General features: G+C 67.5%; 13 protein-coding genes. 6 read left to right on the top strand and 7 right to left on the bottom strand.

Features of this window, described 5'->3' with window-relative positions; genetic code table 11:
* Nucleotides 1-195 precede the first annotated feature (195 nt).
* Complete coding sequence (gene recQ / locus AN936_RS20945) at nucleotides 196-1,971, bottom strand: DNA helicase RecQ (RefSeq protein ID WP_054589770.1); 1,776 nt, start codon at nucleotides 1,969-1,971, stop codon at nucleotides 196-198.
* Between the two features lie 173 nt (nucleotides 1,972-2,144).
* The gene (gene ybaL / locus AN936_RS20940; protein ID WP_054589769.1) at nucleotides 2,145-3,785 is read right to left on the bottom strand and encodes a YbaL family putative K(+) efflux transporter; all 1,641 of its coding nucleotides are present in this window, start codon (nucleotides 3,783-3,785) and stop codon (nucleotides 2,145-2,147) included.
* Nucleotides 3,786-3,923: 138 nt separating this feature from the next.
* On the opposite strand from ybaL, the gene AN936_RS25720 reads away from it, so the two are divergent.
* Both AN936_RS25720 and AN936_RS25715 read left to right on the top strand, forming a co-directional pair.
* On the top strand, nucleotides 3,924-4,418 hold the full coding sequence (locus tag AN936_RS25720) for a phytase (protein ID WP_250635739.1): 495 nt from the start codon (nucleotides 3,924-3,926) through the stop codon (nucleotides 4,416-4,418).
* Nucleotides 4,397-4,981, top strand: coding sequence for a phytase (locus AN936_RS25715; protein WP_054589767.1), 585 nt, complete (start codon nucleotides 4,397-4,399; stop codon nucleotides 4,979-4,981). The genes AN936_RS25720 and AN936_RS25715 overlap by 22 nt, the downstream gene beginning before the upstream one ends.
* 162 nt (nucleotides 4,982-5,143) lie before the next feature.
* Here the strand turns inward: AN936_RS25715 and AN936_RS20925 are convergent, their stop codons facing one another.
* From AN936_RS20925 to AN936_RS20910, 5 genes are all read right to left on the bottom strand, one after another.
* Nucleotides 5,144-6,958 carry an ABCB family ABC transporter ATP-binding protein/permease gene (locus AN936_RS20925; RefSeq protein WP_054589766.1) on the bottom strand — a complete coding sequence of 605 codons (1,815 nt, stop codon included), beginning with the start codon at nucleotides 6,956-6,958 and terminating at the stop codon, nucleotides 5,144-5,146.
* A 49-nt stretch (nucleotides 6,959-7,007) separates the two neighbouring features.
* On the bottom strand, nucleotides 7,008-7,157 hold the full coding sequence (locus AN936_RS25155) for a hypothetical protein (protein ID WP_158500122.1): 150 nt from the start codon (nucleotides 7,155-7,157) through the stop codon (nucleotides 7,008-7,010).
* Between the two features lie 108 nt (nucleotides 7,158-7,265).
* On the bottom strand, nucleotides 7,266-7,841 hold the full coding sequence (locus tag AN936_RS20920) for an LptA/OstA family protein (RefSeq protein ID WP_149037738.1): 576 nt from the start codon (nucleotides 7,839-7,841) through the stop codon (nucleotides 7,266-7,268).
* Nucleotides 7,838-8,476: an LPS export ABC transporter periplasmic protein LptC gene (lptC, locus tag AN936_RS20915; protein WP_054589765.1), complete on the bottom strand. Its 639-nt coding sequence runs from the start codon at nucleotides 8,474-8,476 to the stop codon at nucleotides 7,838-7,840. The genes AN936_RS20920 and lptC overlap by 4 nt, the downstream gene beginning before the upstream one ends.
* A 15-nt stretch (nucleotides 8,477-8,491) precedes the next feature.
* On the bottom strand, nucleotides 8,492-9,109 hold the full coding sequence (locus AN936_RS20910; RefSeq protein WP_054589764.1) for a ribonuclease D: 618 nt from the start codon (nucleotides 9,107-9,109) through the stop codon (nucleotides 8,492-8,494).
* A 261-nt stretch (nucleotides 9,110-9,370) separates the two neighbouring features.
* On the opposite strand from AN936_RS20910, the gene AN936_RS25835 reads away from it, so the two are divergent.
* From AN936_RS25835 to AN936_RS20890, 4 genes are all read left to right on the top strand, one after another.
* Nucleotides 9,371-10,159, top strand: a complete 789-nt coding sequence (locus AN936_RS25835) for a cold-shock protein (protein WP_054589763.1) — start codon at nucleotides 9,371-9,373, stop codon at nucleotides 10,157-10,159.
* A 279-nt stretch (nucleotides 10,160-10,438) separates the two neighbouring features.
* On the top strand, nucleotides 10,439-11,497 hold the full coding sequence (locus AN936_RS20900) for a retroviral-like aspartic protease family protein (protein ID WP_054589762.1): 1,059 nt from the start codon (nucleotides 10,439-10,441) through the stop codon (nucleotides 11,495-11,497).
* 18 nt (nucleotides 11,498-11,515) lie between these two features.
* Nucleotides 11,516-12,232 carry a ligase-associated DNA damage response endonuclease PdeM gene (gene pdeM, locus AN936_RS20895; protein ID WP_054589761.1) on the top strand — a complete coding sequence of 239 codons (717 nt, stop codon included), beginning with the start codon at nucleotides 11,516-11,518 and terminating at the stop codon, nucleotides 12,230-12,232.
* A 160-nt stretch (nucleotides 12,233-12,392) separates the two neighbouring features.
* Nucleotides 12,393-15,212 carry a TonB-dependent receptor gene (locus AN936_RS20890; RefSeq protein WP_054589760.1) on the top strand — a complete coding sequence of 940 codons (2,820 nt, stop codon included), beginning with the start codon at nucleotides 12,393-12,395 and terminating at the stop codon, nucleotides 15,210-15,212.
* Nucleotides 15,213-15,271: the final 59 nt, after the last annotated feature.

The following is a 15,271-nucleotide window of genomic DNA, read 5'->3' as shown; positions in this document are numbered from 1 at the left end:
GACAAGCGTGAAGGTGCGAAGCCAATCCAAGGAGGGCCGCTTCGGGGTGGGAAGCGGACGTTCCAAATCTTTGTCATTCCCGCGAAAGCGGGAACCCAGTGTGGGGTAAGCGCACGCACGCCCTGGGTCCCCGCTTTCGCGGGGATGACAAAACAGGAAAGAATGAGCCGTCCGACTTCGGCCGCAAGCCGCCAATCAATATTGCCGGATCACGTTCAGAAACGCATCGCCCCATGCCTCGAGCTTCTTGCCGCCGACGCCGGGGATATCCGCCAGCGCGCTGCGCGTCGCGGGGCGCTCGCTCGCCATCGCGCGCAGCACCGCGTCGTGGAAGATCACATAGGGCGGCACCCCCGCCTCGGCGGCGAGTTCGCGGCGCATCGCCCGCAGCGCATCGAACAGCGGATCGCCGACGGGGTTTGCCGCGGCGCGATCGGCCCGCCCCGCGCGCTGCATCCGCTTCGCGGGCGGTTCGGCGATCAGCACCGGCAGTTCGCCCTTCATCGCGGCGCGGCCGACAGGACCGAACATCAGCCCGCCATGCTCGGTGGTCGCGAGGACCTCGCGCGCGACGAGCGTCCGGACGAGCGGCTTGATCAGCCGCGCCTCCTCGCCCGCAACGATGCCGAACACCGACAGCTTGTCGTGTCCGCGCCCCACGATGCGTTCGTCGCTCTTCCCCGTCAGCACTGCCTCAACATGCCCGGCGCCGAAGCTCTGCCCGGTGCGATAGACGGCCGACAGCAATTTCTGCGCGAGCACCGTCGCATCGACCTGGCGCGGCGGATCGAGGCAATTGTCGCAATTGCCGCAACGTTCGGGCGGGGTTTCGCCGAAATGGCGAAGCAGCAGCGCGCGGCGGCATTCGACCGTCTCGACGAGCGCGCCGAGCGCATTCAGCCGGGCCCGCTCGCCCGCGATGCGCGCCTCGGGCAGCTCGCCGAGCCGCATCCGCGCGCGCGCGAAATCCTCGGCGCCCCACAGCATCAGCGCCTCGGCGGGGTCACCGTCGCGGCCGGCACGGCCGGTCTCCTGATAATAGCTTTCGATCGACTTCGGCAGGCCCGCGTGCGCGACGAAGCGCACGTCGGGCTTGTCGATCCCCATGCCGAAGGCGACCGTCGCGGTGACGATGCCGTCCTCCGACGCGACGAAATCATGCTGGACCTGCGCGCGCCGTTCGGGGTCGAGCCCGGCGTGATAGGCCGCGACGCTGCGCCCCGTCGCCGCAGCGAGCTTTGCCGCCATGCGCTCGGTCCCGTCGCGCGTCGGGCAATAGACGATCCCCGGCCCCGGATTGGCGGCGATGAAGTCGGTGAGCTGCTTTGCCGGACTGACCCGCGGGGTGACGCGATAGCGGATATTCGGCCGGTCGAACCCGGCGAGCACCAGCCCCTCGCCCGGGATGCCGAGCTGGACCAGGATATCCTCGCGCGTGTGCCGGTCCGCCGTCGCGGTCAGCGCGAGCCGCGGCACGTCGGGGAAGGCGTCGAGCAGCGGGCGAAGCAGGCGGTAATCGGGGCGGAAATCATGCCCCCATTCCGACACGCAATGCGCCTCGTCGATCGCGAACAGCGCCGGGCGCCGCGCGTCCATCAGTGACCGGAACCCCTCGCCCGTCGCGCGTTCGGGCGCAATATAAAGGAGGTCGAGCTGGCCGTCGCGATACGCCTGCCGCGTGTCGGCGAAATCGGCATCGACGCTGGTCAGCGACGCGGCGCGAATCCCCGCCGCGCGCGCGCCGCGGAGCTGGTCGTGCATCAGCGCGATCAGCGGCGACACCACGACGACGCAGCCGTCGAGCGCGACGGCGGGAAGCTGGTAGGTCAGCGACTTGCCCGCCCCGGTCGGCATCACCGCTAGCGTCCGTTCGCCGGCCATCACCCGCCCGACGACCTCCGCCTGCTTGCCGCGGAAGGCATCGAAACCGAAGGTCGATTTAAGCAGCGGGAGGAGCGCGTCGACGGGCATTGGACGGGGCGATAGGGCGGAAGCGCCAAGGGGGGAAGCCCCGATCTCGTCAATATCGGGAGCAAACACCCAACCTTGTCATCCCCGCGAAAGCGGGGACCCAGAGCAGGCATCAGCTGACCCCGCTCCTGGGTCCCCGCTTTCGCGGGGATGACGAAGGGGACGTAATAGCGTTAGCCCCGCGCCAGCAGCGCCCGTTCGGCCATTCGCGCCGCGGTTTCGCGTTCGGCCATCACGACATGGTCGGCGCCGCGGCGGACGAGGTCGTTCACCTCCTCGTCCGAATGCGCGCGCGCGACGATCACCAGCTTCGGATTGATCGCGCGCGCGCGGCGGACGATCGCGCCGGCCTCGACCCCCTCGGGGATCGCGATCAGCAAGGTCGAGGCGGTGTCGAGCCCGGCCTGGCGCAGCACGCTCTCGCTCGCGGCGTTGCCGACGATCACCGTTGCGCCCGCCGCCCCTGCGGCGGCGGCCATGTCCTTCTGGTCCTCGATCACCGTCAGCGTCTCGCCGCGCCCGCACAAAAGCTCGCCGATATGGCTGCCGACGCGGCCAAAGCCGATCAGCACGGTGCGCGCGGGTTCGGCCGCCACCGCCTCGACATCGGCGTCGCCGTCGGCCGCGGGGGCCTCCTCCGACCGGATCCGCCGCACCGCGAGCGTGAAGAAAAGCGGGTTGAACAGGATCGACAGGATCGATCCGGCAAGGATCAGGTCGCGCGCCTCGGCGGGCATCACCTTCAATCCGACGCCGAGCCCGGCGAGAATGAAGGAAAATTCGCCGATCTGGGCGAGGCTGACCGACACCGTCAGCGCGGTCTGATTGGGGTGGCCGAAGGCGCGGACGATCGCCCATGCCGCGAGCGATTTGCCGAACACGATGATCGCGACCGTCGCGATCACCGGCCCCGGCTGCTCGACGAGCACCTTGGGATCGAAGAGCATGCCGACCGAAACGAAGAACAGCACCGCAAAGGCGTCGCGCAGCGGCAGCGTCTCCTCGGCGGCGCGGCGGCTCAATTGCGTCTCGCCGAGGATCATCCCCGCGAAGAAGGCACCGAGCGCAAAGCTGACGTCGAACACCACCGCCGCGCCGAACGCGACGCCGAGCGCGATCGCAAGTACGGCAAGGCGGAACAGCTCGCGCGAACCGGTGTGCGCCACCCAGTGCAGCACCCACGGCAGGATGCGCCGCGCGACGACCAGCATGAAGGCGACGAAGCCGACGACCTTCAGCGCGACGATCCCCGCCGACTCGAGCAAGCCCGCCGAACCCCCTTCGTCCCCGCCGCCGCCGAACAGCGCGGGGAGGAGGACGAGCGCCAGCACCATCGCCAGATCCTCGACGATCAGCCAGCCGACCGCGATGCGGCCCTTTTCGGTCTCGACCATATCGCGCGCCTGCAGCGCGCGCAGCAGCACAACGGTGCTCGCGACCGACAGCGCCAGCCCGAACACCGCGCTGCCCGCGAGCGACCAGCCGAGCCACAGCCCGAGCCCGATGCCAAGGCCCGTCGCGACCGCCATCTGGACGATCGCCCCCGGCACCGCGATCTTGCGCACCGAGAGCAGGTCTTTCAGCGAAAAGTGCAGCCCGACGCCGAACATCAGCAGGATGACGCCGATCTCGGCCAGCTGCATCGCCAGCCCGGTGTCGGCGACGAAGCCGGGCGTGAACGGCCCGACCATCACCCCCGCGAGGAGATAGCCCGCGATCGGCGAAATTTTCAGCCGATGCGCGAGCGCGCCCATCAAAAAGGCGACGCCGAGGCCAGCGACCACGGTGCCGATGAGGGTGGTGTCATGCGGCATATTTCCTGCCTAGGGGGCGCAGGCGCGGGGGGTCAACCCAACCCGGCCAATTTAGCTGCGATCGATGGCGACAAAGGCGCCGCGTGCAACCGCCAGCACCGTCGCCCGTTGATCGACCGTCCCGGAAAGGCCCGCCCGATGCTCCGCTCCCTGCTCCTCGCCCCATTCGCCACCCTCCTCGCCGCCGCGGATCGCGCCCCGCTGCCTGAGGTTCCGGCGCGCGCCGAGACTGCGCCGGTCACCGACAGCAAGGGCGACCGCGCCGACGACCCCGCAATCTGGCGTAACCCCGACGATCCCACGAAAAGCCTCGTCATCTCGACCGACAAGAAGGCGGGCATCGCGATCCATGACCTCGCTGGCCGACTACTCAGCTTTCAGCCACTCGGCGACCTCAACAATGTCAACCTGCGCAACAATGTAAGGATCGCCGGCCGCAAGGCGACGCTGGTCGCAGCGTCGGACCGCAGCGACAAGGACGTGCCGCTGCTTCACCTCTTTCGTCTCGACCCCGCCGGTCCGACCCTATCCCGATCGGCACCATCGCCTCGCCCGAGGGGCAGGCCTATGGCCTCTGCCTCCATCGCCGCGGCGGCGGGATCGACGCCTTCATGGTGCATAAGGAAGGCGTGATCGAACAGATCGCGCTCGACCTGTCGGGTCCGCGGGCGACCGGCAAGGTCGTCCGCCGCTTTGATCTCAAGAGCCGCAGCGAGGGCTGCGTCGCCGACGACCGAACCGGCCTGCTCTATGTCGCCGAAGACAAGGTCGCGCTGTGGCGGTTCGACACCGCGCCCGGCCGCGCGATGACCCCAGTGAAGATCGCCGACGTCGACGGAGTGCAGCTACACAAGGACGCCGAAGGCCTCGCGATCCTGCCGCACGGTAAGGATGGCGGCCTGCTCTTCGCCTCCAGCCAAGGGGATGACAGCATCGCGGTCTTCCGCCTGCCGGGCGCCGAATATGCCGGTGCCTTCCGCATCGCTGGCGGGAGCATCGACGGCACCGAGGACACCGACGGCATCGCGCTGCACGCGGGTGATTTCGGCAAGGACTGGCCTGCCGGGCTGTTCGTCGCGCATGACGGCGAGAACCGCGATGCGACGGGCGGGAAGGCGCCGCAGAATTTCAAGCTGGTGCCGCTGGGTGAGATATTGGCGGCGCTGGGCGAAACTGCGGAGCGCGAGCCGGAATAACGGCTACGGGGGTGGAGAGCGGACGTAGTTCCGCCCATTGCGTCACCCCGGACTTGATCCGGGGTCCATGACTTCGGCGCCGCAGTGGATCCCGGATCAAGTCCGGGATGACGATGAACGAAATGTCCGCTTCGGCCGACCGCGGACCAGGCCGCCGCCGCCCTAAACCGTCCCTTCTTCCTTCTCCGCCTGCTGCCGCGCCCACATGTCGGCGTAGAGCCCGCGCATGGCGAGGAGCTGGTCGTGCGTGCCGGTTTCGGCGACGCGGCCCTTCTCGAGCACGATGATCCGATCGGCGCCTGTCACCGTCGACAGGCGGTGCGCGATCACCAAGGTCGTGCGGCGCTCGGCAATCCGTTCCAGCGTGTCCTGGATCGCCGCCTCGGTGCGGCTGTCGAGCGCGCTCGTCGCTTCGTCGAGGATCAGCAGCGGCGGATTCTTGAGCAGCGTGCGCGCGATCGCGACGCGCTGTTTCTCGCCGCCCGACAGCTTGAGCCCGCGCTCGCCGACCTCGGTGTCATAGCCCTGCGGCAACAGCGCGATGAAGCTGTCGATCGCCGCGCCCTTGGCCGCCGCCGCGATGTCGTCGGCGCTCGCGTCCTCGCGGCCATAGGCTATATTATAGCCGATGGTGTCGTTGAACAGCACCGTGTCCTGCGGGACGATGCCGATCTCGGCGCGCAGGCTCGCCTGCGTCACCTGCGAAATATCCTGGTCGTCGATCGTGATCCGCCCGCCCTGCGGATCGTAGAAGCGGAAGAGCAGCCGCGCGATCGTCGACTTGCCTGCCCCCGATGGCCCGACGATCGCCAGCGTTTCGCCGGCGCCGACCGCGAAGCTGACTCCGTTCAGGATCGTCCGGTCGGGCTCGTAACCGAAGACGACATTCTCGAACGCCACCGCGCCGCCGCCCACGAGGAGCGGCCAGGCGCCGTCGACGTCGCGGATTTCGGGCGGCGTGTCGATCAGGCGGAACATCGCCTCCATATCGATGAGGCCCTGCCGGATCACGCGATACACCATGCCGAGCATGTCGAGCGGGCGGAAGAGTTGCGCGAGCAAGGTGTTCACCAGCACCACATCGCCGACCTTATACTCGCCGGTCGACCAGCCCCACACCGTATAGCCCATCGCGCCCGCCATCGCGGCGTTGGTGATGAAGCTCTGCCCGACGTTGAGCCACGCGAGGCTGTTCTCGCTCTTCACCGCGGCGCGCGCATATTGGTCGGCGACGTCGCGATAGCGCGCCGCCTCGCGTTCCTCGGCGCCGAAATATTTGACCGTCTCGTAATTGAGCAGGCTGTCGACGCTGCGCCCGACGGTCAGCGTGTCGAGGTCGTTCATGCGGACGCGCAGGGCATTGCGCCAGTCGGTGACCTTGCGCGTGAAGATGATGTAGAGGATCACCATCAGCGCCGTCGCGCTGGCGAGGCCGAAGCTGAACTTGCTCCAGAAGATGACGAGCACCGCGACGAGTTCGATCACCGTCGGCGCGATGTTGAAGAGCAGGAAATAGAGCATCGTGTCGATGCTCTTGGTCCCGCGCTCGATCACCTTGGTCACTTCGCCGGTTCGCCGCGCGAGGTGGAAGCGCAAGGACAGCGCATGGAGGTGGGTGAAGGTCGCGATCGCGAGTTCGCGCGTCGCATCCTGCCCGACGCGTTCGAACACGACGTTGCGCAGATTGTCGAAGAGCACCCCGGCAAAGCGCGCGCCGGCATAGGCGAGGACAAGGCCGATCGCGAGCGCGACGCCCTCCTCCATCCCCGGCGCCATCCGATCGATCGCGGCGCCGTAGAGGAAACCCATCGACAGTTGCACGCCCTTCGACGCCAGCACGATGAGCGCCGCGACGACGATGCGCAGCTTGTGTTCGGTATGCCCCGCCGGCCACAGATAGGGCAGGAAACGCTTCAGCGTTGCCAGAACGGGCGGTTCGCGGCTGGCGTTGGCGCTGGTGGAGGTATCGGGCGGCATGCGCGCCCCAATGTAGGGACGCGCGGCGCTTACGCCAAGCGCCGAACGGTCAGCGCGATTCGCGGTATCCCGATCGCTGCATGATACGGTCGATCAGCCGGCGTTCGGCGGGCGTCGGACCGGGAATCACCGGCGCGCCGGAATTGTCGCGATGGCGGGGCAGGGGACGCCGCGGCGGGGCGATCGGCGGGATGCGCATGACCTTGATGCCTTTTCAGCGCGGCATCGCCCCCTTGGCACCGCGGGTGGTTGGTCCCCCGCATCCTGCCTGTCGCGGCGATGCTTTCCGCCCTGCAAAAAGGCGTGGTTACTGCTTTCTTTCCGGTACCGTGAAGGTGCCCGTCACGCGCCCGCCGGTACCACCCTGCACCGGATTGCCGTCGGGACCGCGCGCGGCGCCGCGGCCGTCGACCGTCGCGCGGCCGCTATTCAGGTCGATCACCAGCCGCCCGCCGTTCAGGCGGTTGCCGCGCTGGGTCAGCTGGACATTGCCGACCATCGTGATCAGCCGCCGGTCGAGATCGTAGATCGCGACATTGCCCGATGCGCGTTCGTCGCCCTTGACCACGGTCACCCCGCCGGTCGCGTCGAGCCGGTTGACGTCGGTGCCGCCCGAGCGCGTGTAGGCGACCGTCATCCGCGGCGCGGTGACCGTCAGCCCGGCCTGCGTTACCCGGACATCGCCCGCGAGCACGACGCGGTCGGCGCGGTCCTGCACCTCGATGCTGCCAGCGGCGAAATCGACCGGGGCGCTGCTGTTATGATTCGCGAGCGCCTGCGCCTGCGCCGTGTCACCTGATCCCGTCGATACGAGCGCGAGGGCGGTGAGCGCGAAGGAGGCGCCAGCAAGTGCCATGCTCTTCATGGTCCAGAGGCGGTTCATTTGAGCACTCCCTGATTGATCCTGAGCCGCGCATTGCCCGACAGGCGGACGATCCGCTGGTCGAGGTCGGCCGACAGCTGATTGGCCGAAAACGGCCCGATATTCAACGCCCCGCTGACCCCGCCGCGCCCGACGAGGCTGCGGCTCTTGAGGTCGATCGCGACATTGCTGGCATCGATGCGGTACCCGCCGGCGCTGCGCACCTTCACCGTTCCCGGCACGTCGACCTTTTCGGTGTCCATATTATAGGCGCCGTTCGCCGCAGCGATCGTCGCGGGGCCGTCGGCGAGCTTGATCGCGCCCGACAGCTCGTTCATCTGCACGACCGGCTCGGCGCTCGACTGCTGGACCGCGCTGCCCGCGAGCAGGGCGAAGGGCTGTCCCTTCGAATCCTGGCCGCGATATTCGGCGCGCGTCACCTTCATCCGCTCCTTCGCCACCTCGACCTTGTCCTTGGCGAGCAGGAAGCTGATCTCGGTGCGCTGGGTAAAGGGCGAGAAGATCAGGATTGCGGCGACGACGCCGATGACCAAAGGCAGGCCATAGCGCAAGATGCGCACGACCTTGTCGTGGCTCGACCCGCTGGCCGCCCACATCCGGCGCATCGTGCGATCAAGGTCGGCGCGTTCGGACATCCGCGAATCGCTTCCTTACGTGTGCGCGAAAATGTCGACCTCGGGCCAGCCCGCAAGGTCGAGCGCCGCGCGCGTCGGCAGGAAATCGAAACAGGCCTGCGCCAGCTCGGTGCGTCCCTCGCGCGCCAGCCGGGCGTCGAGCACCTCCTTCATCGCGTGCAGGAAGCGGACGTCGCTCGCCGCATAATCGCGCTGCGCCTCGCTGAGTTCGGCGGCGCCCCAGTCGCTCGACTGCTGCTGTTTCGACACGTCCTGTCCGAGCAGTTCGCGCACCAGTTCCTTGAGCCCGTGGCGGTCGGTGTAGGTGCGCACCAGCTTCGAGGCGATCTTTGTGCAATAGACGGGCGCGGTCACCACGCCGAGCGCCTGCTGCAGCGCCGCGATGTCGAACCGGGCAAAATGGAACAGTTTCAGACGGTTGGGATCGGTCAATATCGCCTTCAGCACCGGCGCGTCATAGGCGCTGCCGGGGCCGAAGCGGACCAGATGCTCGTCGCCCGTCCCGTCGCTGATCTGGACGAGGCACAGCCGGTCGCGCAGCGGGTTGAGCCCCATGGTCTCGGTATCGATGGCGACGGCGCCGGGGCCCAGCACCCCTTCGGGCAGATCTTCTTCGTGGAAATAGACGCTCATCCGCCCGCCTTAGGCCAAGCGGCCGCGCCGCTCAATGACTGGTTTGCGCCGGCCTGCGCGACCCGCCCGAAGGCCACGGCAAAGCGTGGTAATCGCGCAACAGCGGCTTGAATTTTCTGTTCGCAGGAGCCTCGCAAATAGGTTATATATTGCGTTCTTGGCGGCACGGGGCGAGTCTGTGCCCGTGGTGAACTGCGTCCCCGTCCGGCGCAAAGAGCCGGCTGAATGGGTGATGGACGAACCGAAAGCGACTATTAGACTATGAGTTTCAACAAGGATCGCCGCGGCCAGCGGGGGCGCGGCAAGCGCGATGATTTCGGCAATTTCGACAGCTTCGAACCTGCACCCTATGGCGGCGATAGCTATGGCGGTGGGCGCGGCGGCTTCGGCGACCGCGATCGCGGTGGTTTCGGCGGCGGCGACCGTGGCGGCGGCTTCGGTGGCGGCGATCGCGGCGGCTTCGGCGGCGGCGGTGGTGGCGGCTTCGGCGGCGGACGCGGCGGCGGCATGCCGGCGCAGGTCGTCGGCGAAGGCAATGGCACGGTGAAATTCTTCAACCCGTCGAAGGGCTTCGGCTTCGTCGCCCGCGACGACGGCGGCGAGGACGTGTTCGTGCACATCAGCGCGGTCGAGCAGGCGGGCCTGCAGGGTCTCGCCTCGGGCCAGCCGCTCGGCTTCACGCTCGTCGAACGCAACGGCAAGGTGTCGGCGATCGATCTCAAGATCGAAGGCGAGCCGCTGCCGGTCGAGGAATTCGCTCCGCGTCGCGACGATCGCGGCGGCCCCGGCGGCGACCGTCCGGGCGGCGCCCGCGGCCGGCGCCAGCTGACCGGCGAACGCACCTCGGGCACGGTGAAGTTCTTCAACACCACCAAGGGCTTCGGCTTTATCGCGCGCGATGACGGACAGGCCGATGCCTTCGTCCACATCAGCGCCGTCCAGCGCGCCGGCATGGCGGGCCTCGAAGAGGGCGACCGCGTCGCTTTCGACATCGAGGTCGACGATCGCGGCAAGTTCGCCGCGGTGAACCTGCAGCCGCATCAGGACTGACCGCGGCACAAGCAAAACGGAAAGGGCGGCCTCGGGCCGCCCTTTTTGTTTTAGGCGGTGAGCGGACGTTCGCCTGTTTTGTGTACCCCGGCGAAGGCCGGGGTCCAGAGCGTTGGAAAGCCAGCGCCGCATACTAACGCCCTGGACCCCGGCCTTCGCCGGGGTACATGCCAGTTACGGCAGCACCCGGCCGAAACCGGTCCCTCGCACCCTCTGCGCAATCGCTTGCCGCAAACGCCGCGGGGGCGTAGATTGGCGAAAAATACAGAGGATGCCGCCATGACCCGTCTTGCCGCGCCTTCGCCGCTTTGGGCCCTGCTGCTCGCCACGCCGCTGCTGCTGGGTTCGACCCAGCCCACCGCCGCCCCGCCGGCGTCTGCGTCGGCCCCGGTGCCGCACCCTGCCGACATGGTCGCGAACCCCGCCACGACCGGCGAGGTCGTGCCGTTCATCCAGCCTTTCGACCTCGACGCGACGCGGCGGATGGCGGTGCCGGTGATGGTCGGCGGACAGGGGCCCTTTTCCTTTCTGGTCGATACCGGCGCCGAACGGACGGTGATCGCCCGCGAACTCGCCGACCGCCTCGGCCTCGCCGAGGGCGCGAAGCTCCGCCTCGCGACGATCGGCAGCTCGGCGATCGTCCAAAGCTATCGCGTCGCGGCGCTGCAGATGACCGATCTCAGCCTGTCGCCGTTCGAGGCGCCTGCCTTCTCGGGGCGGCATATCGGGGCCGCGGGGCTGATCGGGGTCGACATGCTCGAGAAGCGCCGCGTGCTGATCGACTTTCGTGCCGAGACGATGGAGATTCTCGATTCGCGGCCGCGCGCGAAGCCGATCATCCACGACGACGACGCGATCGTCGTCACCGCGCGCAACATGGCGGGGCGGCTGATCCTGTCGGATGCGCGGATCGACGGCAAGCGCGTCGACGTGATCGTCGACACGGGGGCGCAGACCAGCGTCGGCAATCTGGCGCTCCAGCGGCTGGTCGCCGCGCGGCGCCAGAACCGCGTGCCCTTTTTCCCGACCGTGCTCAATGCGGTATCGGGCGAGGCGGTTCCGGCGATGCGGACGGCGATCAAGCGGATCACGATCAACGGCGCCGAGGTGAGCGACCTGCCGGTCAGTTTCGCCGATTCACAGGCGTTTCGCGCGCTGAACATCGAAAACCGGCCGGCGCTCCTGCTCGGCATGGACAGCCTGGCCTTGTTCGACCGGGTCGAGATCGATTTCCCGAACAAGCGCGTCGTCTTCGACCTGCCGAGCCGGGCCGACCGCCAAACGCGGCAGCGCTTTGCCGCGGCTACCCCGACGAGGATGCTTGTGGCGAGCCGGTGAGCTTGCCATAGCGGCGCCATGCCGCCGCCGCCCGTCCTCGATTTTGCCGGCCACCAGTTCGTCGCTTTCGCCGATCGCGCGCTGTTCTGGCCGCGCCACGGCGCGCTGATCGTCGCCGACCTGCATCTCGAAAAGGCGAGTTGGTACGCGGCGCACGGCCAGCCGCTGCCGCCCTATGACAGCCACGACACGCTCGACCGGCTGGCGCGGCTCGCGGCCGAGACCGGTGCACGCGCAATCTGGTGCCTCGGCGACAGCTTTCACGACCGCCACGCCGCGAGCCGGATCGTACCGGCGGTCGCCGGGCGGCTGCACGGCCAGGCGGCGACGACGCGGCTGCTGTGGATCGCGGGCAATCACGACGGGCTTTCGGGCGGCGCGTGGGGCGGCGAGGTCGCCGACGAGCTGGCGATCGACGGTATCGTCCTGCGCCATCAATGCGACCCTGCCGAAACGCGGCCTGAACTCAGCGGCCATTTCCACCCCAAGGTGCGGCTGACGATTCGCGGGCGCAGCGTCGCCCGCGCCTGCTTCGCGGGCGACGCGCGGCGGCTGATTCTGCCCGCTTTCGGCAGCCTGACCGGCGGGCTCGACGTGCAACACCCGGCGATCGCCGCAAATTTTTCTGGCAGCTACCGCGCGATGCTCGTCGCGCAGGGTCGGTTGGTCGCCTTTCCCTGCCGCGGCGGGGCGAGCGATGACGCTACGGCAAGCCGCATCGCAATCGGCGGATGAGCCGCCGGCGACCTGCGGGCGGGATGTCACCGCGTGTGACCAAAAAGCATCACCGGGGCAAAAATGACGTAAAAGCGCGGGGTTGCGCTGGATCGGCATCGGTCTTCGGTTAAGATCGCCCTCCAACAAAAATAATTAAATGTTGAGAGGAGTGCCCACCATGAAATCATCTTCCCTTCTTGCTGCCCGATTGCTGCGTAGCAGCGCGCTCGGGCTTTCGATTGCCATCGCCGCGACCGCCGTCCCCGCCTTCGCGCAGGATGCCGCACCGCAGGACGAAGCCACCGACGACAGCGGCGACGCGCCGATCGTCGTCACCGCGCAGGGCCGCTCGCAGCTCCTGTCCGACGTGCCCGTCGCGATTTCGGCGGTCAGCGCCGAAACGCTGCAGAACAGCGGCGCCAACGACATCCGCCAATTGAACCAGGTCGCGCCGTCGCTGCTCGTCTCCTCGACCGGCAGTGAAGCCAATGGCTCGGCGCGTATCCGCGGCATCGGCACCGTCGGCGACAACCCCGGCCTCGAAAGCTCGGTCCCCGTCTTCATCGACGGCGTCTATCGCTCGCGTTCGGGCATCGGGCTCAACGAACTCGGCGAAATCGACCGCGTCGAGGTTCAGCGCGGCCCGCAGGGCACGCTCGGCGGCCGCAACTCGTCGGCGGGCCTGATCAGCATCTATTCGAAAAAGCCGAGCTTCGAATTTGGCGCCTCGGGCGAAGTGACCTATGGCAATTACGACTATTGGCGCCTCGGCGGCAGCGTCACCGGCCCGATCACCGACACGATCGCCGCGCGCCTCGACGGCGTGTGGGTGAAGCGCGACGGCTTTTACAAGGACACGACGAACAACACCGACGTCAACGACCGCGACCGTTATTTCCTGCGCGGCCAGTTGCTGTTCGAACCGACCGACGCGCTGTCGATCCGGCTGATCGCCGACTATACCTATCGCAACGAGAAATGCTGCGCCGCGACCTATATCGACAACAGCGTCAATCCCTATATCGGCAACCTCAACAACCCGGGCGTTCCGGCCGATGACATGACGAACAACATCACCCAGGTGCTGATCGACCTCGGCCAGCCGGCGGGTGCGTTCAACCAGGGCTACAGCCGCAACATCTCGGTCAGCGACGGACGCAGCTTCGCCGGCAAGACCAAGGATTACGGCTTTTCGGGCCAGATCGACTGGGATCTCGGCGGCGCGACGCTGACCTCGATCACCGGTTACCGCGAATATCGCTCGGGGCAGGCCGGCGATCTCGACTATGGCGCGGTCGACATCCTCTATCGCGCGCCGAGCGACGACGCCTATCGCCAGTTCCACACCTTCACGCAGGAACTGCGCCTGCAGGGCGAAGCGTTCGACGGCAAGCTCGACTGGCTCGTCGGCGGTTTCTACGCCAACGAAAAGCTGACGGTGCGCGACAATCTCCGCTTCGGCAGCGAATATGGCAAGTTTGCGGCGTGCCGCCTCGTCACCGGCTCGACGCTGGTGCCGCTCTATGACCCGACCTCGGCCAACTGCATCAGCCCGGCGGGCCAGTTCGCGCTGACCAACAACCTGCTGCCGCTTCCCCCCGGCGTCGGCGGGCTCATCCTTGCCGGCGTCAACAATCTGGCGTCGATTTCGGACAAGGGCAGCATCGACGACGTCTATCGCCAGAACGATCGCAACTGGGCGCTGTTCACCCACAATATCTTCCACATCACCGACAAGCTCGATTTCACTTTTGGCGTCCGCTACACGAACGATCGCAAGAAATTCAACGCGAGCTTCACCAACGACAACACCGCCTGCGTCGCGAACCAAGCGCTGTTCGAACCGCTGCTCAGCGGCCCGCTGGCCGCTACCGCCGCCGGGATCCTGGGCCTGAGCTGTCAGGGCAATTCGACCTCCGAACTCGATGGCGTGTCGATCAACGACAAGCGCAGCGAGGACGAATGGACCGGCACCGCGATCCTGTCGTACAAGCCGGTCGACGACCTGATGCTCTACGCCAGCTTCTCGCGCGGCTATAAAGCGGGCGGCTTCAACCTCGACCGCTCGGCGCTGAAAAACCCGGTGATCCTCGCCGGCGCCGATTCGAGTTCGAGCTTCGCCGCGGTCGGTGGCGCGCAGGCGCTGGTCGGCAATCTCCAGTTCGATCCCGAACTGGTGAACAGCTATGAAGTCGGGGCCAAATATTCGACGGGGCCGTTCGGCGTCGGGCTGACTCTGTTCCGGTCGGACTTCAAGAATTTCCAGCTCAACACGTTCAACGGCAGCGTCTTCATCGTCCAGACGGTCAACGGCTGCTCGGCCGACCTGAACGGCGGCGACCGCGACCAGAGCAAGTTCCCCGGGGCGCCGAACTACAATCCCGGCGCGTCGGCGAGCGGCGCCTGCAACCCCGACGACGTGAGCTGGGGCGTGCGCACCGAGGGCTTCGAACTCGAAGCCTCGCTGGTTCCGGCGCGCAGCTTCCGCATGACCGCGGGCCTCACCTATGCGAACACCAAATATCGCAGCAATCTGGTGGGCAACAAGTCGGGCGCCCCGCTCGATCAGGCGCTGCGCCTGCTGCCGGGCAACAATCTGTCGAACGCGCCCGAGCTGGTCGCGACCGGCAGCATCACCTGGACCCCCGAACTGGGCGGCAGCGGGCTGACCGGGCTTGTCTATATCGATGGCCGCATGACCAGCGATTACAACACCGGGTCCGACCTGTTCCCGCAGAAGGCGCAGGACGGTTATGCGATCTTCAACGCCCGCGTCGGGCTTCGCGGTCCCGACGAGAAATGGGGCGTCGAACTCTGGGCGCAGAATATGTTCAACAAGAAATATGCCCAGGTCGCCTTCAACTCGCCGTTCCAGGAAGGCGCGACGTCGACCACCGCCGCGTTCGCCGACCCGCAATATCCGGGTGGCCGCCAGATCTTCTCGCAGTTCCTCGCCGAACCGCGGACCTATGGCGTGACGCTGCGCGGCAAGTTCTGATCGCGTAGGACGAAACAGGAGCCGCCCGCTCATTCCGGTGAGCGGGCGGTTTCTTTTTG

The organism is Sphingopyxis macrogoltabida (assembly GCF_001307295.1).
GTDB classification, from domain to species: Bacteria; Pseudomonadota; Alphaproteobacteria; order Sphingomonadales; family Sphingomonadaceae; genus Sphingopyxis; species Sphingopyxis macrogoltabida_B.
The sequence above is the reverse complement of the archived record's forward strand: the minus strand, read 5'-3'. Positions and strand labels throughout refer to the sequence as shown.